The sequence below is a fragment of the Corticibacter populi genome, from assembly GCF_004217315.1.
GTDB lineage: Bacteria > Pseudomonadota > Gammaproteobacteria > Burkholderiales > Burkholderiaceae_C > Lampropedia > Lampropedia populi.
This window is the reverse complement of the sequence record NZ_SGWR01000001.1, coordinates 724086-743767: the sequence shown is the minus strand read 5'-3', so window position 1 is coordinate 743767 and position 19682 is coordinate 724086. Positions and strand designations below refer to the sequence as shown.

At 64.3% G+C, this 19682-nt stretch carries 19 protein-coding genes; 16 read left to right on the top strand and 3 right to left on the bottom strand.

Going from position 1 to position 19682, the window contains the following annotated elements:
• The 3 genes from rph to EV687_RS03335 form a co-directional block, all read right to left on the bottom strand.
• Positions 1-753: a ribonuclease PH gene (gene rph / locus EV687_RS03345; RefSeq protein WP_122226434.1), complete on the bottom strand. Its 753-nt coding sequence runs from the start codon at positions 751-753 to the stop codon at positions 1-3.
• Between the two features lie 112 nt (positions 754-865).
• A complete protein-coding gene (locus tag EV687_RS03340; RefSeq protein WP_122226433.1) occupies positions 866-1741 on the bottom strand; it encodes a PP2C family protein-serine/threonine phosphatase in 876 nt (291 codons plus the stop codon).
• Positions 1742-1766: 25 nt separating this feature from the next.
• On the bottom strand, positions 1767-2789 hold the full coding sequence (locus EV687_RS03335) for a serine/threonine protein kinase (RefSeq protein ID WP_122226432.1): 1023 nt from the start codon (positions 2787-2789) through the stop codon (positions 1767-1769).
• 101 nt (positions 2790-2890) lie between these two features.
• Between EV687_RS03335 and EV687_RS03330 the strand changes: the two genes are divergently transcribed.
• From EV687_RS03330 to EV687_RS03255, 16 genes are all read left to right on the top strand, one after another.
• Complete coding sequence (locus EV687_RS03330) at positions 2891-3778, top strand: YicC/YloC family endoribonuclease (protein ID WP_122226431.1); 888 nt, start codon at positions 2891-2893, stop codon at positions 3776-3778.
• Between the two features lie 11 nt (positions 3779-3789).
• Positions 3790-4491 carry a guanylate kinase gene (gene gmk, locus EV687_RS03325; protein ID WP_242612445.1) on the top strand — a complete coding sequence of 234 codons (702 nt, stop codon included), beginning with the start codon at positions 3790-3792 and terminating at the stop codon, positions 4489-4491.
• A 96-nt stretch (positions 4492-4587) separates the two neighbouring features.
• Positions 4588-4791: a DNA-directed RNA polymerase subunit omega gene (rpoZ, locus tag EV687_RS03320; RefSeq protein ID WP_122226429.1), complete on the top strand. Its 204-nt coding sequence runs from the start codon at positions 4588-4590 to the stop codon at positions 4789-4791.
• A 132-nt stretch (positions 4792-4923) separates the two neighbouring features.
• Positions 4924-7206 carry a RelA/SpoT family protein gene (locus EV687_RS03315; protein WP_162846535.1) on the top strand — a complete coding sequence of 761 codons (2283 nt, stop codon included), beginning with the start codon at positions 4924-4926 and terminating at the stop codon, positions 7204-7206.
• 267 nt (positions 7207-7473) lie between these two features.
• A complete protein-coding gene (lepA, locus tag EV687_RS03310; protein ID WP_122226427.1) occupies positions 7474-9282 on the top strand; it encodes a translation elongation factor 4 in 1809 nt (602 codons plus the stop codon).
• 4 nt (positions 9283-9286) lie between these two features.
• Complete coding sequence (gene lepB, locus EV687_RS03305) at positions 9287-10261, top strand: signal peptidase I (protein ID WP_122226426.1); 975 nt, start codon at positions 9287-9289, stop codon at positions 10259-10261.
• Positions 10262-10310: 49 nt separating this feature from the next.
• Entirely contained in the window at positions 10311-10688 is a 378-nt protein-coding gene (locus tag EV687_RS03300) for a DUF4845 domain-containing protein (protein WP_122226425.1), read from the top strand.
• Positions 10689-10732: 44 nt separating this feature from the next.
• On the top strand, positions 10733-11425 hold the full coding sequence (rnc, locus tag EV687_RS03295) for a ribonuclease III (RefSeq protein WP_242612444.1): 693 nt from the start codon (positions 10733-10735) through the stop codon (positions 11423-11425).
• Positions 11426-11547: 122 nt separating this feature from the next.
• Positions 11548-12495, top strand: a complete 948-nt coding sequence (gene era, locus EV687_RS03290) for a GTPase Era (RefSeq protein WP_122227154.1) — start codon at positions 11548-11550, stop codon at positions 12493-12495.
• Between the two features lie 53 nt (positions 12496-12548).
• Complete coding sequence (gene recO / locus EV687_RS03285; protein ID WP_423201061.1) at positions 12549-13322, top strand: DNA repair protein RecO; 774 nt, start codon at positions 12549-12551, stop codon at positions 13320-13322.
• A 60-nt stretch (positions 13323-13382) separates the two neighbouring features.
• Entirely contained in the window at positions 13383-13793 is a 411-nt protein-coding gene (gene acpS / locus EV687_RS03280; protein WP_122226424.1) for a holo-ACP synthase, read from the top strand.
• Between the two features lie 29 nt (positions 13794-13822).
• A complete protein-coding gene (gene nagZ, locus EV687_RS03275; protein WP_122226423.1) occupies positions 13823-14923 on the top strand; it encodes a beta-N-acetylhexosaminidase in 1101 nt (366 codons plus the stop codon).
• Positions 14924-15246: 323 nt separating this feature from the next.
• Positions 15247-17013, top strand: coding sequence for a PHA/PHB synthase family protein (locus tag EV687_RS03270; protein WP_122226422.1), 1767 nt, complete (start codon positions 15247-15249; stop codon positions 17011-17013).
• 95 nt (positions 17014-17108) lie between these two features.
• The gene (gene phbB / locus EV687_RS03265) at positions 17109-17882 is read left to right on the top strand and encodes an acetoacetyl-CoA reductase (RefSeq protein ID WP_122226421.1); all 774 of its coding nucleotides are present in this window, start codon (positions 17109-17111) and stop codon (positions 17880-17882) included.
• A gap of 167 nt (positions 17883-18049) precedes the next feature.
• Entirely contained in the window at positions 18050-18502 is a 453-nt protein-coding gene (locus EV687_RS03260) for a hypothetical protein (protein WP_122226420.1), read from the top strand.
• 112 nt (positions 18503-18614) lie between these two features.
• Positions 18615-19682: an acyltransferase family protein gene (locus tag EV687_RS03255; protein WP_122226419.1), complete on the top strand. Its 1068-nt coding sequence runs from the start codon at positions 18615-18617 to the stop codon at positions 19680-19682.

The following is a 19682-nucleotide window of genomic DNA, read 5'->3' as shown; positions in this document are numbered from 1 at the left end:
TCAGTTCCCCTGTGACGGAGCCTTCAGCGTCGCCAGTGCCTGCCGTTGCATGGCCGTCAGCTCGGCAATACCCTTGGTGGCCAGGTCCAGCAACAGGTTCATCTCGGTGCGAGAGAAGGCCTGGCCCTCGGCCGTGCCCTGGACCTCGATGAAATCGCCGGCAGCGGTCATCACCACATTCATGTCGGTGTCACAGGCCGAATCCTCGACATACTCGAGGTCCAGCAGTGGCGTACCGTCGACAATGCCTACCGAGACGGCGGCGACGGCTTCGCGGATCGGCGACTGCGCAATCAGCCCCTGCGCCAGCAGCCATGACACGGCGTCATGCGCCGCCACATAGGCGCCGGTGATGGCTGCGGTGCGCGTGCCACCATCGGCCTGCAGCACGTCGCAGTCGATCAGGATGCTGCGTTCGCCGAGCGTCTTCAGATCGAACACCGCCCGCAGCGAACGGCCGATCAGGCGCTGGATCTCCTGCGTGCGGCCGCTCTGCTTGCCCTTGGCGGCTTCGCGCGCGCCGCGCGTGTGGGTGGCGCGCGGCAGCATGCCGTACTCGGCCGTGACCCAGCCCTCGCCGCTGCCCCGCTTGTGCGGCGGCACCTTCTCCTCGACCGAGGCGGTGCACAGCACGCGGGTGTCGCCAAACACGATCAGTACCGAGCCTTCGGCATGCAGGGTGTATTGGCGGTGGATTTCGACGGGGCGCAGCGCATCATGGGCGCGGCCTTGGGTACGGGTGAAGTTGGTCATGGAATTGGGCAATATGGGCTATGGCGCCAAGCGGCTCTTGAGAAGATGCCTGGCTGTGAGCAGGTCAAACCCCCTTCAGGGCCTGGCCAAGGCGGCGGCACGGCGAGAACGTCTAGCGTTCCTTCTTGAGCGCCTTGTTGATGTCGCTCAGGCTGCGTTCGATGTCCATGTCGTCGAGCAGGCCGCCGGAGATGGTGGTGGTGAATTCTTCCTCGTCGGAAAAGTCCTCCGACAGCGCCTTTTCGGCCGAAGCATGGTGGACGGCATCCTCATGCCATTCGAATGCCACCACCGTGATGTTGTCGCTGGTCTTGCCCGCGGTCTGGTATGCCAGATTCACCAGCTTGGGTCCACTGTCGGCCACGTCGGCCTCGACCAGGGCCGTGATGATTGCATCATCCTCGAGCGGCCCCCAGAGGCCGTCCGAACACAGCAGAATCCGGTCGCCGCGCTCGAGCACCATGGGTGCGCTCATGTCGTAGATGGGGCGGGCGGGCGAACCCAGGCAGGTGAACAGCACGTTGCGGTTGACTTCGCCGATCTTCGTCAGCACCGATTCGCGCAGCTCGGAATAGGAGTGGTCGCGGGTGCGGGTCAGCAATGCGCCATTGCGCACGACATAAAGACGCGAATCGCCGCAGTGCACCCACTGGATTTCGCCGTTTTGCACGACGGCGGCCACCAGCGTGGTGCGGGGCGAATCGGGCATGCCCTTGTCGATGGCATAGCGCAGCACCTGACGGTGGGCCGTCAGCAGGGCCGATTCCAGAAATAGCGGCACATCGTCGAGCGTCGGCTGGGCCTGCTTCTTGAAGAGGCCGGCGAGCGTCTGCAACGCGATCTGCGCGGCCATCTCGCCTTCGGGGTGGCCGCCCATGCCGTCGGCCAGGATGAACAGCGCCGCATCCGGGGTATGGCAATAGCCCATGCGGTCCTCGTTCTTGGCGCGGCCGCCCTGGTGGCTGGTCTGGAACACGGAGAATTTCATGATGTACCGTCGATTCTTGTTTTTGTCAGGGCTTGTCGCGTTCCTTGCGGCCACCAGAAACCATGGAGCTCAGCTGCATGCGCATCTTTTCCGCCATGGAGAGTTTCGAGTAGCGCAGTTCACCCTCGCGTGCCAGTTCGCGCTGCAGGGAGAAGACCGATTGAGGCCTCGCCAGCGGGTCCAGCGCCATGCACCATTCTACAACCTGTATCAAATTGTCAGAATAAATGTTGCGAACGCGGCTGAGCGCGAGGCCCAGGCGGTCTTTCTCCGTGCGCTGGGGCACATCGTTGGGAGGCACGCCCAGCATGCAGGCATAGATGCAGGAGCCAATGGCGTAAATATCGGTCCAGGGGCCCAGCGTGCCATCGCGCTTGTACATCTCCGGGGCGGCAAAGCCGGGGGTGTACATCGGCCGCACGAAGTTACCTTCCTTGGAGAGCACCTCGCGCGCCGCGCCGAAGTCGATCATCACCGCCTTGTCATCATCGGTGATGAAGATGTTGGCCGGCTTGATGTCCAAGTGCAGCATCTTGTGCTGGTGCACGATGCGCAGGCCGCGCAGGATCTCGTCGAACAGCGAGCGGATGGTCGATTCGCGAAACACCTTGCGGCTGTCCGGGTTGCGTGCGGTGACGATGAACTCCTGCAGGGTCGAGCCCTCCAGATGGTTCATCACCATGTAGACGGTCTCGTTCTCGCGGAAGAAATTGAGCACGCTGACCACCGAGTCGTGCGAGATCTGTGCCAGCGACCGTCCTTCCTCGAAGAAGCTTTTGAGACCGAGCCGGTACAGCGACATCTTCTCGGGCGCGATCTGCGGCACCAACTGCCCGGCCTCGCGGCTGACCAGCGAGGCCGGCAGGTACTCCTTGATGGCGACCGGATGTCCCTGGGGGTCGAGTGCGAAATAGACGACCCCGAAGCCCCCCGAAGAGATGCGGTGCAACAGCCGATAGCCACCGACCTGCGTATCGGGTGGCAGGGGAGCAGGCTTGGCCTTGGCGGGAGCAGGGGCGGCGGCTGGAGCGGCAGAACTGTTGGACATCGTTGCAATGCCGTTTGGACGAGGCGATTGCGGTGAGCGGCGATAATAGCCGTTTGACACTGCAATCACAAAAGGGTATCTCTCGTATGGCAGTTTACAGCATGACCGGCTTCGCCTCGGTGCAGTTGGCCGCATCGGCGCGGCCAGGACAGGCGGGCCTCGGGCTGGAGTTGCGCTCGGTCAACAGCCGATTCCTCGACCTGGCGTTTCGCCTGCCCGAAGCCTTGCGTACGCACGAGCCTCGCCTGCGCCGGCTGCTGACGGACCGACTCCAGCGAGGCAAGGTCGAGTTGCGCGGTTTCCTGCTGCAGGAGCAGACGCAGGCCGTCGCGGTGCCGGACGCGGCGCTGCTGCAGCAGCTTTCGCATGTGCAGGAGCAGGTGCTGGCCTGGTTGCCACAGGCACGCCCATTCTCGGTCGCCGAGGTGCTGCAGCTGCCGCGTGGCCACGGCGAGGAGTCCGCCGAGCTGTCCTGGGACGATGCGCTGGAGAATCTTGCACAGACGCTGGTGCAGGACCTGCTGACGGCGCGCAGAAAGGAGGGCGAGCGCCTGGTGCGCCTGCTGCAGGACAAGGTGTCGCAGCTGCGCGCATTGGCCGAGCAGGCCCGGCCGCTGGTACCGCAGCTGGTGGAGCAGCAGCGCCAGCGCTTCCTGGAGCGCTGGCAGGATGCGCTGGCGCAGGCCGGACATGCCGGCGCCAGTTCCGATGGCATTCAGGAGCGCGCCATCGCGGAAGCCACCGCCTATGCGCTGCGCATTGATATTGCCGAGGAGTTGGGGCGTCTGGCATCCCATCTCGATGAGATCGAGAGTCTCTTCAAGAAAGGGGGGGCGATTGGCAAGCGGCTGGACTTTCTGATGCAGGAGCTGCACCGCGAGGCCAACACCCTGGGCAGCAAATCCGCCACGCTGGAACTCAGCCGCATCAGCATGGACATGAAGGTGCTGGTCGAGCAGATGCGTGAACAGGTACAGAATATCGAATGAGTGTGTCAGTGATGAATGAAGGACAAGTCATGCAGGCGCCCCGCGCAGCTGCGGCCGTGGTGGAGTCGGTACCGGCGCGGGCGGCCGAGAGCCAGTACCCGGGCAACCTGTTCGTGGTTGCCGCGCCCAGCGGCGCGGGCAAGTCGAGCCTCGTGAAGGCTTTGCTGGAGCTGGATACCCGTGTCTTCCCCACGGTCTCGCACACCACGCGGGCCCCGCGCGGCCAGGAAAAGCACGGGCGGGAGTATTTCTTCGTCTCCCAGGCGGAGTTCGATGCCATGATTCAGGGCAATGCCTTCATCGAATGGGCCAGGGTGCATGGCAATTGCTACGGGACATCGAAGAAAGCCGTGGAAGACCGTATCCAGCAGGGCTCCGATGTGGTACTGGAGATCGATTTCCAGGGTGCGATGCAGATCCGCAAGGTGTTCGCCAATGCGGTGCTGATCTTCATCCTGCCGCCCAGCCTGGAGGAACTGCGGGCGCGGCTGGAGCGGCGCGGTGAGGATGATCCCGAGGTCATCGAACTGCGCATGCGCAATGCCAGCGTCGAGATGGCGCAGGCCGCCAATTTCGACTACGTTATAATCAACGAATTGTTCGAGCGTGCGCTCTTCGACCTCAAGAGCGTCGTGCATGCGCAGCGGCTGCGCTTCAGTGCACAGCGCCGCGCACGGACAGAGACATTTGCCGCCCTGGGCATCGCGGACTGATGCCCTTCAGCCGCAGCCAAAAGAGATCACAAGATATCGCCAGCAGGCGCCCGTCCGGGTGCCGGCACCGACCCCAAGCACAAGGACTCCCTAGACATGGCACGCATTACCGTTGAAGACAGCCTGCAGAAAATCCCCAATCGCTTTCAGCTGGTGCTGGCGGCCACCTACCGCGCCCGCATGATCAATCAGGGCCACACGCCCAAGGTCGAATCCACCAACAAGGCGGCGGTGACGGCCCTGCGCGAAGTGGCAGATGGCAAGGTCGGTCTCGAGATGTTGCGCAAGGTGCCGACCTGAATCGGTTCTGAGTCCGGACTGGCCGTATCGGCCCGTCTGGCATGGCCGCGAAGACACCCGCAAGGGTGTTTTTGTTTTTTACCAACACTTTGTGACGGAACAAATGGCTTTTGGTACATTGGCAGGATGGGTATGACACCAGAAAGCCACGTTGTTTCCGAGCCGCCCCCCGGCTCCGCCGCCTCGCCAGACGACCGCGCCGCACAGACGGCCGAACACGCGGTCATGGTGCAGCGCGCCTTCGATCAGTTCTTTCGCGCGCTCGCCTACCTCAAGGAGGCAGATCGCGAGCGAGTCGCCGCCGCCTATGCCTTTGCGCGCCGCGCGCACGAGGGCCAGTACCGCAACAGCGGCGAGCCCTACATCACCCACCCCATTGCCGTGGCCGAACTGTGTGCCCACTGGCACCTGGATGCGCCCGCCCTGATAGCTGCGTTGATGCACGACGCCATGGAGGACTGCGGTGTCAACAAGCAGGACATCGCGAAGGATTTTGGCGCGGATGTGGCCGAACTGGTGGATGGGCTGACCAAGCTGGAAAAACTGCAGTTCCACTCGCGCGAGGAAAACCAGGCGCAGTCGTTTCGCAAGATGCTGCTGGCGATGGCCAAGGACGTGCGGGTCATCCTCATCAAGCTGGCCGATCGCACGCACAACATGCGCACACTCTCGAGCGCGCCGCGCAGCAAGTGGTCGCGCATCTCACGCGAGACGCTGGAAATCTACGTGCCGATCGCCGATCGGCTGGGGCTCAATGCCACCTTCCGCGAACTGCAGGAACTGGCATTTTCACACCTCTATCCCTGGCGCTACGAGACACTATCCAAGGCCGTCGCCCGCGTCAAGGGGCGCCGCCGCACCATGAGCGAGCGCATCCAGGCCGAGGTGGGGCGGGCTTTTTCCACCTTCCAGATGAAGGTGCAACTGATCGAGCGGGAGCAAAGCCTCTACAAGATCTACCGGCAGATGATCGACAAGCAGCTGAGCTTTGCCAAGGTCAGCGACATCTTCGGCCTGCAGATCATCTGCGAGAAGGTGATCGACTGCTACACGGGGATCGGTGTACTGCATCAGACCTACCGGCCTGCACCGGGCACGTTCAAGGACTTCATCGCCAATCCCAAGCCCAACGGCTACCAGTCGTTGCACACGGACATGGTTGGTCCGTCGGGCGTCGATGTCCAGGCCGAGATCCGCACCGAGATCATGCACGTGGTGGCAGAGACAGGCATCGCGGCCCATTGGCTTTACCAGTCCGGCGGCCTCGACGGCATGCTCGCCGACAATCTCAATGGCCGCTGGCTCAAGTCCCTGCTGGAAATCGAGAACGACACGGATGACGCGTCGGAATTCCTCAATGACGTCAAGGTCGATCTGCACCCCGATACCTCGGTTTACGTGTTCACCCCCAAGAATCAGATACTGACACTGCCCAAGGGCTCGACGGTGGTCGATTTCGCCTATGCCATCCACAGCAACGTGGGTGACCACATCGCCGCGGCGCAGGTCAACGGCGTGCCGGTGTCGCTGCGCACGGTACTCAAGAACAGCGATACGGTGGAAATCCTCACCGCCGAGGATGCCCGCCCGCATCCGGGCTGGCTCGAATTCGTCAAGACCGGCCGGGCCCGCTCGAAGATCCGCAGCCAGCTCAAGAACGCCGACCAGCGCGAGACCGTCGAGCTGGGAGAGCGCTTGCTGATCCAGGCGCTGCGGGTGGCCGGCTACGGTGACATCCCGGCGGATTCGACGCTGGCCGAGACCATCTGGACCCATCTGGCAGTGCTGCATCACGGCAGCACGCGCGAGCAGATCCTGCAGGACATTGGCCATGGCCGCTTGATTGCTGGCGAGCTGGTGGCGCAACTGGGCCAGTTGTTGCAGCAGGCCGGGCTCAAGCCCGATGCGCTGGTGCTCTCCAGGCAGCGTCTGACCGGAGGCAGCCAGCCCGCGGCGGTGCTGGCGGTGGGCGGGGCCGACAGCGCGCCGGTGCGCTATGGCCATTGCTGCCGCCCGGTGCCCGGGGATGCCATCACCGGCTATCTGGTCAGCGGCCGCGGGCTCGAAGTGCATCGCAGCGAATGCCTGGTGGCACAGAAACGCTACGGCAAGAATCCGAGCATCATGCTGCCGGTCGAGTGGGCCGAGGAGCCGGTCAGCGAGTTCGAGACCACCATCTTGCTGCACCTGCGCAATGCCAAGGGCGCGCTTGCCGAGGCCTCGGTGGTGATCGCGCAGTCCGAGGTGAACATCCTGCGGATCGACATGCCGGAGGAAGGGCGCCTCGAGACCATCGAGATCCGCATGAACGTGCTGGTGCGCAACCTGGAGCACTTGGAAGCGCTGCTGAAGAACCTGCGGCGCGCACGTGCGGTGCTGCGGGCCTCGCGTTTCATGGCGGAGGCTGCCAGCTGAGGGCGCTGCCGGTGCGGTGTAACACTCCACAATGCTTGTGCTCATCCCCTAATTGCGCTGGTCACCCCCGGCATTGAATACAATGCGTAGCCTGCATGGGCCGGGGCTCCCGAATGTGCTTCTTGAGCCCGGTGGCCAGAGCTGCCCGCAGGTGATTTTCTCTGATGGCGGCGCATCCGGCCCGGGCCTTGTGCGGCACGGCCGAGCGGGCAAGCGCGCTCCATGCGGGCGCGCTTTTTCGTGCCAGTCCTTTTCCATCGCATCGACATGAACCATATCCGCAATTTTTCCATCATCGCCCACATCGATCACGGCAAGTCCACGCTGGCGGACCGCCTGATCGAGTTCAGCGGCGGTTTGAGCAAGCGCGAAATGACTGCGCAGGTGCTCGATTCGATGGACATTGAGAAGGAGCGTGGCATCACCATCAAGGCGCAGACCGCCGCGCTGCACTACAAGGCCCGCGATGGTCAGGTCTACAACCTGAACCTGATCGACACGCCGGGCCATGTGGACTTCTCCTACGAAGTCTCGCGCTCGCTGTCTGCCTGCGAAGGCGCGTTGCTGGTGGTCGATGCCTCGCAAGGGGTTGAGGCCCAGACCGTGGCCAACTGCTACACCGCGCTGGACCTGGGTGTGGAGGTGCTGCCGGTGCTCAACAAGATGGACCTGCCACAGGCCGACCCGGACCGCGCCAAGGAAGAGATCGAGGATGTGATCGGCATCGATGCCTCCGAGGCGCTGCCGGTCTCGGCCAAGACGGGCGAGGGCATCGAGGATATTCTCGAGATGATCGTCGCCAAGGTGCCGCCGCCCAAGGGTGACCCGGATGGCCCGCTGCGTGCCATGATCATCGACAGCTGGTTCGACTCGTATGTGGGCGTCGTGATGCTGGTGCGTGTGGTCGATGGCCAGCTGAGAAAGGGCGAGCGCATCCGCATGATGGCCACCGGCGCTGCCTACGAAGCCGGCAACCTGGGTGTGTTCACGCCGGCCTCGACGCCGCGCGAGGCGCTGCGCGCCGGCGAGGTGGGCTTCATCATTGCGGGCATCAAGGAGCTCAAGGCGGCCAAGGTGGGCGATACCATCACGCTGGAGAAGAAACTGCCCAACAACGCTGGACCGGCCGAGAAGGCCTTGCCCGGCTTCAAGGAGGTGCAGCCGCAGGTCTTCGCCGGTATCTACCCGACCGAGGCCAGTGAATACGATGCGCTGCGCGACGCCATGGAGAAGCTGCAGCTCAACGATGCGGCGCTGCAGTTCGAGCCGGAAGTCTCGCAGGCGCTGGGCTTCGGCTTCCGCTGCGGCTTCCTCGGTCTCCTGCACATGGAGATCGTGCAGGAGCGCCTCGAACGTGAGTTCGACCAGGACCTGATCACCACCGCACCCAGCGTCGTTTATGAGGTCGTCAAGTCCGATGGCGAGGTCACCAAGGTCGAGAACCCCTCCAAGATGCCCGAGCCGGCCAAGATCCAGGAGATCCGCGAGCCCATCGTCACCGTGCACCTCTTCATGCCGCAGGACTACGTGGGGCCGGTGATGACGCTGTGCAACCAGAAGCGCGGCATCCAGATGAACATGAGCTACCACGGCCGCCAGGTGCAGCTGACCTACGAACTGCCGCTCGGCGAGATCGTGCTGGACTTCTTCGACAAGCTCAAGTCGGTCAGCCGCGGCTATGCCTCGATGGACTACGAGTTCAAGGAATACCGGCCGTCGGACGTGGTCAAGGTCGACATCCTGCTCAATGGCGAGCGGGTCGACGCGCTCTCGATCATCGTGCACCGCAGTCAGGCGCAGATGCGTGGCCGCGCAGTGGTGGGCAAGATGCGCGAGGTCATCAGCCGGCAGATGTTCGACGTGGCCATCCAGGCCGCCATTGGCGGACAGATCATTGCGCGCGAGACCGTCAAGGCGATGCGCAAGAACGTGCTGGCCAAGTGCTATGGTGGCGACATCACCCGCAAGCGCAAGCTGCTCGAGAAACAAAAGGCCGGCAAGAAGCGCATGAAGCAGATCGGCGCGGTCGAAGTTCCGCAGGAAGCCTTCCTGGCCATTCTGCAAGTTGAGGATTGAAAACGTGAAAGCCATTCCCATCCTGACGGGCGGCCTGCTGGCCGCCGCCGCCGTGTACCTGTTGCTGTGGCTCAGTGGCCAGGTCGAAGGCAACTTCCCGCTGCTGCTGCTGCTGGCCACCGCGGTCACGGGCGTCTACTGGCTGGCCGAGAAGCTGTTCTTCCAGCCGCGCCGCAAAAATGCGGCACAGGCACTGGCCGAGAACCTGCAGGAGCGCAAGGCCGCGATGCAGGCCAAGGGCATTGCCTGGGACGAGGTGGACGCGGACAAGCTCGCCGCGCATGCGCTGCGCCAGCCCTGGTGGCTGGACTGGACGGCCGGCCTGTTCCCGGTGATCGCCATCGTGTTCGTGCTGCGCTCGTTCGCCTACGAGCCGTTTCGCATCCCCAGCGGCTCGATGATCCCGACGCTGCTGGTGGGAGACCTGATCCTGGTGGACAAGTACACCTATGGATTGCGCATGCCGGTCTGGAACAGCAAACTGACCGAAGGGCGCGCGCCCGAGCGCGGTGAGGTCATGGTGTTCCGCTTCCCACCCAACCCGAAGATGGACTACATCAAGCGTGTGATCGGCCTGCCCGGTGACGTCGTGCGCTACCAGAACAAACGGTTGAGCATCAACGGCCAGCCAGTGGCCGCGCAGCCCCAGCCTGATTATTTCGACCAGGATTCGATGCGCCACGCCAAGCAGTGGCAGGAGAGCCTGGGCAGCCACACTTACCAGGTGCTCAACATTCCGCAGGTGCCGGCCATGGTGACGGCAGCCGGCAACTTCCCGTTCCGTGACCAGTGCGAGTACAACATCGAGGGTGTGAGCTGCACGGTGCCGGCCGGCCATTACTTCGTGATGGGCGACAACCGCGACAATTCGCTCGACTCGCGCAGCTGGGGCTTCGTGCCCGAGGACAACATCGTTGGGCGTGCGGTGGTGGTGTGGATGAACTTCTCCGATCTCAAACGTATCGGTAAAATTCAGTAACACTGCATCCATCCACCGAGTTCACGATTCAAGAAAGAGGGAGCCCCGCATGTCATCGCTCATCCAGCCCGCATCCGTTGCACGCCAGCGCGGCATGTCCTTCATCAGCCTGGTACTGCTGGCCGTGGTCATCGTCTTTCTTGGCTATGTGGGCGTCAAGACGGTGCCCGTCGTCTCCGAGTACATGAGCCTCAAGCGCGCCCTCAAGCAGGCGGCGCAGGAGGGCACGGTGCCCCAGGTGCGTGCGGCCTTCGATCGCGTGGCCTCCATCGAGTATCTCGACCAATATGCCAACCCTGTGCGTGGTGCCGACCTGGAAATCACCAAGCAGAACGACGTGGTGGTCATCAACGTTGAATACGAACGCGAGGTTCCATTGTTCGGCCCCGCGTACCTTGTTTATCGGCTCAATGCCTCGTCGCAGTGAGCGCTTCGCCGACAGTCCTGACCGAATTGCCTGATTCACACACTTTGAGCGCCCTGGCGGGCCGGCTGGGACACACGTTCTCACAGCCGGACCTGCTCAAGCAGGCGCTGACCCACCGCAGTTTCGCCGCCCAGCACAATGAACGGCTGGAGTTCCTCGGCGATGCGGTGCTCAATCTCTGTATCTCCCACTGGCTGATGCAGCGCCTGCCCGGTACCAGCGAAGGCATGCTCTCGCGCACCCGAGCGAATCTGGTACGGGAGGAATCGCTGCACCAGATCGCCCAGCGTTTGCAGCTCTCCGAAGCCCTGTACCTGGGCGAGGGCGAGCAAAAGAGTGGAGGGCGCCTGCGCACCTCCATCCTGGCCGACGCGGTGGAAGCCGTGATCGGTGCGGTTTATCTCGATGCCGGATTCGAGAGCGCACAGCGCCTGGTGTTGCAGCTCTTCGAGGGTGTGGAGATCTCCAGCTCGGCGCAGGTCACCGAAAAGGATGCGAAGACACGGCTGCAGGAAGTGCTGCAGGCGCAGCACCTGGCCTTGCCGGCGTACCAGGTCGAGCAAATCCGTGGCGCCGATCACAAGCAGGTGTTTGTGGTCGAATGCCGCATCGAGGCCCTGCAGTTGCAAAGCCGGGGCGAAGGCCAGTCGCGCAAGGCCGCCGAGCAGCAGGCCGCCTCGCAGATGCTGGGGCAGCTCGCCGGCCATGCCGGCGCACGCAGAGGAAGCAGGAAATGAATACCCCCAAACGAACGAAACCGCCAAGCCCTGAATCACAACCCGAATCCACGGCGCTGCCGCAGGAGTCAGAGGATCTGCACGCGCCGCAGGAGAATGCGGTCGATGATCCCATCGGCGCGATGCTTGCTGCTGCCGGTCGCGCGGCCGGTACGGACCAGGCGGTTCCGCCCGAGCAGCAGCGCTGCGGGCTGATCGCCATCGTCGGCAAGCCCAATGTGGGCAAGTCCACGTTGATGAATGCACTCGTCGGCCAGAAAATCAGCATCACCTCGCGCAAGGCCCAGACCACGCGCCACCGCATCACCGGCATCCGCACCGAAGGTGATACGCAGTTCGTGTTCGTCGATACGCCGGGCTTCCAGACCCAGCACAGCACGGCGCTCAACAAGTCGCTCAACAAGGCGGTGACGGGTGCCATTGCCGATGTGGACCTGATCCTCTTCGTCGTCGAGGCGGGCTCGTTCTCGCTCAAGGACGCCAAGGTGCTGTCGCTGTTCGATGGACGCATCCCGACCATTCTGGTCGCCAACAAGCTCGATACCGTGCACCGCCGCTCGGAGCTGGCGCCCTGGCTCAAAGGCATGCAGCAGCGTCACACCTTCGTTGAGTTCGTGCCCATGTCGGCCAAGAATCCCAAGGACGTGGCGCGTCTGCTCGACATTTGCAAGCCCTATCTGCCCGAGCAGGCCTGGTGGTACGAGGCCGATGAACTGACCGATCGCAGCGAGCGCTTTCTGGCCGCCGAGACGGTGCGCGAGAAGCTGTTTCGCCTCACCGGCGACGAGTTGCCCTACACCTCGACGGTGGTGATCGACGCCTTCAAGGAAGAGCCGGGCAGGACGGCCAAGCGCATGGTGCGCATTGCCGCCACCATCGTCGTCGAGCGCGATGGCCACAAGGCCATCGTCATCGGTGACAAGGGCGAGCGTCTCAAGCGCATCGGCACAGAGGCGCGTCAGGAACTGGAGCGCCAGTTCGACGCCAAGGTGTTCCTGGAACTGTGGGTCAAGGTGCGTTCGGGCTGGTCGGACGATGCCGCGCGGCTGCGCAGCTACGGCTATGAGTAAGGCGGCTGCCAACGCCAGCCCAGTCTGCCTGCGGCGGACGCGGAGCGCCTGAATTGGCCACCGCGTCGAGCCGGCGCGTGCAGCGCGCCAGCGGCCATCAGGCCTTTGTGCTGCACCATTACCCCTACAGCGAGTCCAGCGCCATCGTCGAGCTGCTCACACGCGAGCGTGGCCGCATCTCGGCCATCGCCAAGGGGGCCAAGAAGCCCACGTCCAATTTCCGCGCCGTGCTGCTGCCGTTGCAGGCGGTGCGGGTCGATTACTCCTTCGTCGAGAACGAGGGAGCCGAGATCTGCAGCATCCGCGCCATCGAGCGCAGCAGTGGTCCGGCCATGCCCAGTGGTGATGCGCTGCTCGCGGGGCTTTATCTCAACGAGCTGCTGATGCGCATGCTGGTGCGCGCCGAGCCGCAGGCGGCCATCTTCGATGCCTTTGCCGCGACCGTGCGCGTGCTCGCCAGCGACCCCGGTCCGATCCTGGAGGCGTTGCTGCGCTCGTTCGAGTTGGTGCTGCTGCGTCAGCTCGGCATGCTGCCGGACCTGTCGGTTCAAACGCTCAGTCAGACGCCCATCGAGGAGCGCCGCCGTTACGCGCTGGTTCCTGAAGTCGGGCTGCACGAGGCTCCAGCTGATGGTCGAGCGCTGCCCGGCAGCCAATGGCTGGCGTTGCAGCAGGCGCTAGCTTCGGAACAGGCGCTGGCAGGCTGCATGCGCATCCTCGGCGAGAATGCCACTGGTCTCAAACAGCAATTGCGCGCGGCACTGGCCCATTACCTGGGCGGCGAACTGCAGACGCAGCGGCTGATGCGCGGCCTGCGTGCCCTGTGAAGCGGCCGGCGGCAGCCCCTTTTTGTACCCTCTTCAGAAGATAAACGGACCTGGCTTGGCATGATCTACGGCATCGGTACCGACATTTGCGACATCCGGCGCATTGCGCAATCCCTGGAGCGGCATGGCGAACGGTTTGCCGAGCGGGTGCTGGCCGAGGCCGAACTGGCCACCTGGCGGAGGCGCTCGGTACGCTGGCCGGCGCGCGGCAACGCCTATGTGGCCACGCGCTTTGCCGTCAAGGAGGCCTTCAGCAAGGCCATCGGCCTGGGCATGCACATGCCGATGAACTGGCGCGCCTGCGAGGTCGGCAACCTCTCCAGCGGACAGCCCTGCATCATCACCCATGGCGCGCTCAAAGACTGGTGCGAGGCGCGCCAGTTGCAATTTCATGTAACACTCTCGGACGAGAAAGAGTACGCTGTCGCGTTCTGCATCGCAGAAGTGCGGCCGCTTGCCGGCCGCGCCTGAGACCAGCCTTTCCCATGGAGCCGTCTGCCATGACCGATCACCACGCACCCTTGTTCATCGACGTTGCCGGCACCATCCTCACGGCTGATGACAAACGCCGCCTGATGCATCCGCTGGTCGGCGGTGTGACGCTGTTTGCCCGCAACTGGGTCAATCGCCGCCAACTGGTGCAGCTGTGCAGCGAGATCAAGGCCATCCGCGGCGACCTGCTGATCTGCGTGGACCAGGAAGGCGGGCGCGTGCAGCGCTTTCGCAGTGACGGCTTCACGGTGCTGCCGCCCATGCGCAGCCTCGGCCTGCTCTGGCAGAGCGACGACTCAGCCGGCATGCACAAAGGTCTGCCGGGATCGGGCGCGCTGCGCGCGCTCAATGCTGCCGTGGCCACCGGTTATGTGCTGGCCAGCGAGCTGCGCGCCTGTGGCGTTGACCTGAGCTTCTCGCCCGTGGTCGATCTGGACTGGGGCGGCAGCACCGTCATCGGTGACCGCGCCTTCCATGCCGATGCCCGGGTGGTCACCGTGCTGGCGCAAGGCCTGCTGCATGGCCTGTTGCAGGCGGGCATGGCGCACTGCGCCAAACATTTTCCAGGGCACGGCCACGTGGTGGCCGATTCGCATGTGGACATTCCCGTCGACGAGCGCAGCCTCGCCGAGATCCTGCGCGACGATGCCGCGCCCTATGCCTGGCTGCGCGCCAGCCTGCGCTCGGTGATGGTCGCGCATGTGGTCTACAACCGTGTCGACAGGCGCGCGGCTGGCTATTCGTCGCGTTGGCTGCAAGAGGTGCTGCGCGAGCGGCTGGGCTTTGACGGGGCGGTCTTCAGCGACGACCTGAGCATGGCGGGCGGACGCGTCATCGACGGTCGTCCGGTCGATGCGGTGACGGCCGGCGTGGCCGCTCTCAATGCCGGCTGTGACCTGCTGCTGCTGTGCAACCAGAGCCTGGATGGCGGTCACGCGCTCGACGAGTGGATCGATGGCATGGAGCGCCAACTCGCACGTGGCACCTGGAGCCAGCAGCTCCAGGGTGAACGCCGGCGCCTGGCGCTATTGCCGCAGGCCTGGCCGTTGACCTGGGATGAGCTGATGCAGCACCCGGATTATCTGCAGGCGCTGGAACAACTGCCCTGATGCCAGCCATCTGCCACTAGGACCTGTTAACACGATCCAAGTTGCAACCTTTTGCACATTCCCGTCATGGTCGCCGCGCAGAATGAAACCATTGGAAATGGTTGCTGACAACCCTGCCTGCGCGTTTGATCTGGGTCAATGGTAGGCTCGTAAAAAACGTTAACGTCTTGTCAACCATGCATCGGCATACGTGGATGCGTGTCCATGCGCGACCCGCGCAACTTGCGCTGCGCCGCTGAGCGCAGGCTTCGATTTCCCGACGTGCAGCCGGTCCTGGCGCTGAAGGCCTGAGGTGGCAGCACGGACTCTGTGGAGTGTTCGCGATGCCCCGTCCCCCTCACGCCCCAGGAGATCAGGCTTCCGATGCCAGCCAGGCCGCCTGGCAGCTCGATGCGCTGGCCCATGCCGCCTGGGCGCGCATGAATGCCTCGGTATCGCCGCAATCGGTCTGGCTGGCTTGGTTCGACTGGGCCTCGCACCTGGCCATTTCCCCTGGCAAGCGCCTGGAGTTGCTGCGACTGGCGCAGGATCAGCGCGAGGATCTGCTGCTCTACCTGCGCCAATATTGGCAGGCCGATCCGGCGCAGCGCGCCGACATCGAGCCGCCAATCTCGGACAAGCGCTTTCGCGAGTCCGAGTGGCGGCAGTGGCCCTTCAATCTCTTGCTGCAGGCGTATCTGATGGCCGAGCGCTGGTGGCAGGAAGCCGGGCAGGGCGTCTGGGGCGTCGAAAAGCATCATGAAAACCTGGTGAACTTCTGGGCGCATCAGTTGTTGCAGGTGTTATCGCCGGCCAATTATTGGCTGAGCAACCCGGTGGTGCTTGCGCAAACCCGTGCGCAGGCCGGCGCCAACCTCAGCCGGGGCTTGGCCAACTGGCTCGATGCCAGCACCCGCCAGTTGGCGCATCTGCCCCCGCCGGGGGCCGAGGATTTCGTGGTTGGCCGCGACGTGGCCGCCACGCCCGGCAAGGTGATCCTGCGCAATGACGTGATGGAGTTGATCCAATATGCCCCCAGCACCGGGCAGGTGCATCCGGAGCCGGTGCTGGTGGTGCCTGCCTGGATCATGAAGTACTACATCCTGGACCTGTCGCCGGGCAATTCGCTGGTCCGCTATCTCGTTGGCCAGGGGTATACGGTTTTCTGCATCTCCTGGAAGAACCCCGGCGAGGCCGAGGGAGGCCTGGGCATGGAGGATTACCTGCAGCAAGGCCTTTTTGCGGCGCTTGATGCAGTGCAGGCGGTGGTGCCTGGCCGCAAGGTGCATGCCACCGGCTACTGCCTGGGTGGCACACTGCTGGCCATTGGAGCGGCGGCGCTGGTGCGCGATGGCGATGAGCGCCTGGCGAGCCTGAGCCTGTTTACTGCGCAGACCGATTTTTCCGAGCCGGGCGAACTGGCCCTCTTCATCGACGAAAGCCAGGTCAGCTTGCTGGAGGCGCAGATGAAACGGACCGGCTACCTGCGCTCGGACCAGATGGCCGGCGCCTTCCAGATGCTGCGCTCCTACGACATGATCTGGTCGCGCATGGTGCGCGAATACCTGCTGGGTGAGCGCGGCAGCATGAACGACCTGATGGCCTGGAATGCGGATGCCACGCGCATGCCGGCGCGCATGCACTCGCAATACCTGCGCCGCCTGTTTCTTGACAACGATCTCAGCAGCGGCCGCTACGAGGTCGGAGGCAAGCCGATCTCGCTGGCCGACATCGCATTGCCGATCTTCAACGTGGGGACGCTGACCGACCACGTGGCACCCTGGCACTCGGTCTACAAGCTGCACAACCTGACGCCGGCGGAGATCACCTTCGTGCTCACCAGCGGTGGGCACAACGCCGGCATCGTCAGCGAAATCGGCCATCCGCACCGCAGCTACCAGATCCACACCCGGCGTGCCGGTGGTCGGTACCGCTCGGCTGATGACTGGCAGGCCGCCGTGCCGGTCCGCCAAGGCTCCTGGTGGCCCGAATGGGCAGCCTGGCTGCAGGCCCGCTCCGGTGCACCGGGCAAGCCGCCGCGCATGGGCGCGGCCCGCCGCGGCTACCGGGTGCTGCAGGACGCGCCGGGTTCCTACGTACTCGAGAAATAGAGGCCTGCACACACTGGCCGGCCGGGGAGCATCGCCATCGCCGCTGGCCGGACTGCACGGATTTTCAACCATCGACCTTGAGGAAAGGGTATCAGATGACGACAGGCAACACTGCAGCGCCGCAACAACGCCAGCGCGTGGCGCTGGTCACCGGCGCACTGGGGGGGCTGGGCACGGCCATTGCCAGGGCCTTGCACGACGCGGGCCACCGGGTGCTCGCCAGCGACTTGCCCGAGCCGGACAAGGCCGAGGCCTGGCTCAAGGAACAGGCACAGGAGGGCTACGCGTTCACCTTCTACGGCGCCGATGTATCGGAGTTCGACTCCACGCAGGCGATGGCCAATCAGGTGTTTGCCGACGGCCATGAGGTCGACATCCTCATCAACAACGCCGGTATCACCCGCGATGCCAGCTTTCGCAAGCTCAGCAAGGAAGCTTGGGATGCGGTGCTGCGCACCAACCTCGACTCGCTCTTCAACGTCACCAAGCCTTTTATCGATGGCATGGTCGGGCGCGGCTGGGGCCGGGTGATCAACATCTCCTCGGTCAATGGCAGCAAGGGCCAGTTCGGCCAGACCAATTATTCCTCCGCAAAGTCGGGCATTTATGGTTTCACCAAGTCACTGGCGCTCGAAGTGGCGCGCAAGGGCGTGACGGTCAATGCCATTTCGCCGGGCTATCTGGCTACGCAAATGGTCGAGGCCGTGCCCAAGGAAGTGCTGGAAGGGCAGATTCTGCCGGGCATCCCGGTTGGACGGCTCGGCCGGCCCGAGCACATTGCGGCGCTGGTGGCCTTCGTCGCCAGCGACCTGGCCGAATACATGACCGGCAGCAACGTCGCCATCAATGGCGGGCTGCACATGTATTGAACGTGGATCCCTGACTTGACGCGCGGGGCGCCAGCGCCTGGTGCGTCAACACGTCCGTCGCCACCGCCCGCTTGGTGCATGGCGGCGCATCACCGCCACCTGCCGGACATGGATGCGGGCAGGCTGGTCATCAGCATCGGCAGCATCCATTTGGAAGGACGAGAGACATGAGCGCACCATTCGATTTCTACAAGGCCAGCCTCGAGCTATGGAGCAAGATATCCAAGGACGTGCAGGCGGGCAGCCAGCAATGGCTGGAAGAGGCCGCCAGGCTGGCCAACGAGGACATGAAGCAGACCAATGAGCAGCTGCAGCAACTGGTCAAGGACCAGAACTGGGTGGCGCTGGCGGGGCTGCCCCAGGAGGCGGCCTGGCGCACCTATACGCACCAGCTGGCAGCCTGGCAGACCGTGGTGCAGGAGCTTGCCCAGCACCAGCCCGACTTCAATACCGGCATCCAGAAAACCGTCTCGGGCTGGCAGGAGGATGCGTTGAAATCGTTCAACCAGGCTTTTGGCGCATTCCAGCAGCCGGAACTGGTGCAGAAGTTCTTCCAGCCATTGACGGCCGCCGCCGATGCTGCCAAGGCTGCCGAGAGCAAGGCCAAGAAGGGCGATTGAGACCGGAGGCCGGGCCTCGCTCCCGAGGTCCGTGCCTTGATGCGTCATACTGCACGGCAGCTCGGCCAGCTGGCTGACAGGGCGGTGCCGAAAATTGCGGCATGATCAGGCCATGCATGCCTGTTCCGGGACACCGCGCGCCGACTCTCGTCTGCCCACCGCCGCAGCGCGGGATGTGCGCGCAGACCTGTTGCGCGGCTGGGCCATCATCGGCGTGGTGGCGATCCATGCCGCTGGCCTGGTGTTGCCGGCTGCGGCCTATTTCGCGGTCAGCTACTACTTCCGCTGGGCGGTGCCCATCTTCATTTGCGCCTACGCTTTCTACGGGAGCAGGCCGGTGGCCCCCGGCGGCTATGGCGACAGTGTGCGGCAGCGCGCCTGGCGACTGGCATTGCCGCTGGTCTGCTACAGCCTGCTGTATTTCCTGGTGCTGGGCGACTGGCGTCAGCCCCACTGGCAAGGCATGCAGGCCACGCTGCTGCGCTATCTGCGCGGCGATGGCTGGGCCGGGCAGTATTTCTTCCTCATCCTCCTGCAGTTGATCGTGCTGCTGCCCTGGCTGGCGCGCTGGCGCATTCGTGGCTGGCTGCTGGGGCTGGTTCTGCTGCTCTACAGTGCCGGGCTGCAATGGCTGCCGCTGGCGTGGCAGCACTGGCCCTGGCTGCGGGCGGGCGGCGACCGGCTGCTGCCATACTGGCTGCCCTACGCCTTGTTGGGGGTTTATCTGCGCCAGAACGAGGAACGTTGGCAGGCCTGGACGGAGCGTTTGCCCGCCGGTGCGGCTGGTGCCTTGCTGCTGTTGGTGCCTTTGTGGCTGTCACTGAACCATGACATCGACTGGCCCACCGGGCCGTACCTGCTGCCAGCCGTGCCCCTGGTCGCCGCAGGGGTGTACGTGCTGCATCGGCGCGCCCTGGCAAGCATGGCGAGCTCGCGCGTGGCGGCGCCGCTGGCCTGGCTCGGGCGCTATTCGCTGGTGGTGTTCTGCCTCAACCCTTTGTTCGTCCATGGCTTGCAGCAGGCCTGGCCGGCAGATGTGCGGCAGGTTTGGGCCGCAACGCTGCCCCTGCCGCTGGCAGCGCTGTTGGCACTGGCCGTGGTGCTGGGCATCTGCCTGCTGGCCAGTCTGGTCGGTGCCTGGATGCGGCGCTTCGCGCTGTTGAGGTCATTGGCTGCTTGA

Coding starts and splice junctions, on each gene's coding strand:
- rph (WP_122226434.1), bottom strand. CDS start 753: ATGACCAACTTCACCCGTACCCAAGGCCGCGCCCATGATGCGCTGCGC.
- EV687_RS03340 (WP_122226433.1), bottom strand. CDS start 1,741: ATGAAATTCTCCGTGTTCCAGACCAGCCACCAGGGCGGCCGCGCCAAG.
- EV687_RS03335 (WP_122226432.1), bottom strand. CDS start 2,789: ATGTCCAACAGTTCTGCCGCTCCAGCCGCCGCCCCTGCTCCCGCCAAG.
- EV687_RS03330 (WP_122226431.1), top strand. CDS start 2,891: ATGACCGGCTTCGCCTCGGTGCAGTTGGCCGCATCGGCGCGGCCAGGA.
- gmk (WP_242612445.1), top strand. CDS start 3,790: ATGAATGAAGGACAAGTCATGCAGGCGCCCCGCGCAGCTGCGGCCGTG.
- rpoZ (WP_122226429.1), top strand. CDS start 4,588: ATGGCACGCATTACCGTTGAAGACAGCCTGCAGAAAATCCCCAATCGC.
- EV687_RS03315 (WP_162846535.1), top strand. CDS start 4,924: ATGACACCAGAAAGCCACGTTGTTTCCGAGCCGCCCCCCGGCTCCGCC.
- lepA (WP_122226427.1), top strand. CDS start 7,474: ATGAACCATATCCGCAATTTTTCCATCATCGCCCACATCGATCACGGC.
- EV687_RS03300 (WP_122226425.1), top strand. CDS start 10,311: ATGTCATCGCTCATCCAGCCCGCATCCGTTGCACGCCAGCGCGGCATG.
- era (WP_122227154.1), top strand. CDS start 11,548: ATGCTTGCTGCTGCCGGTCGCGCGGCCGGTACGGACCAGGCGGTTCCG.
- acpS (WP_122226424.1), top strand. CDS start 13,383: ATGATCTACGGCATCGGTACCGACATTTGCGACATCCGGCGCATTGCG.
- nagZ (WP_122226423.1), top strand. CDS start 13,823: ATGACCGATCACCACGCACCCTTGTTCATCGACGTTGCCGGCACCATC.
- EV687_RS03270 (WP_122226422.1), top strand. CDS start 15,247: ATGCCCCGTCCCCCTCACGCCCCAGGAGATCAGGCTTCCGATGCCAGC.
- phbB (WP_122226421.1), top strand. CDS start 17,109: ATGACGACAGGCAACACTGCAGCGCCGCAACAACGCCAGCGCGTGGCG.
- EV687_RS03260 (WP_122226420.1), top strand. CDS start 18,050: ATGAGCGCACCATTCGATTTCTACAAGGCCAGCCTCGAGCTATGGAGC.
- EV687_RS03255 (WP_122226419.1), top strand. CDS start 18,615: ATGCATGCCTGTTCCGGGACACCGCGCGCCGACTCTCGTCTGCCCACC.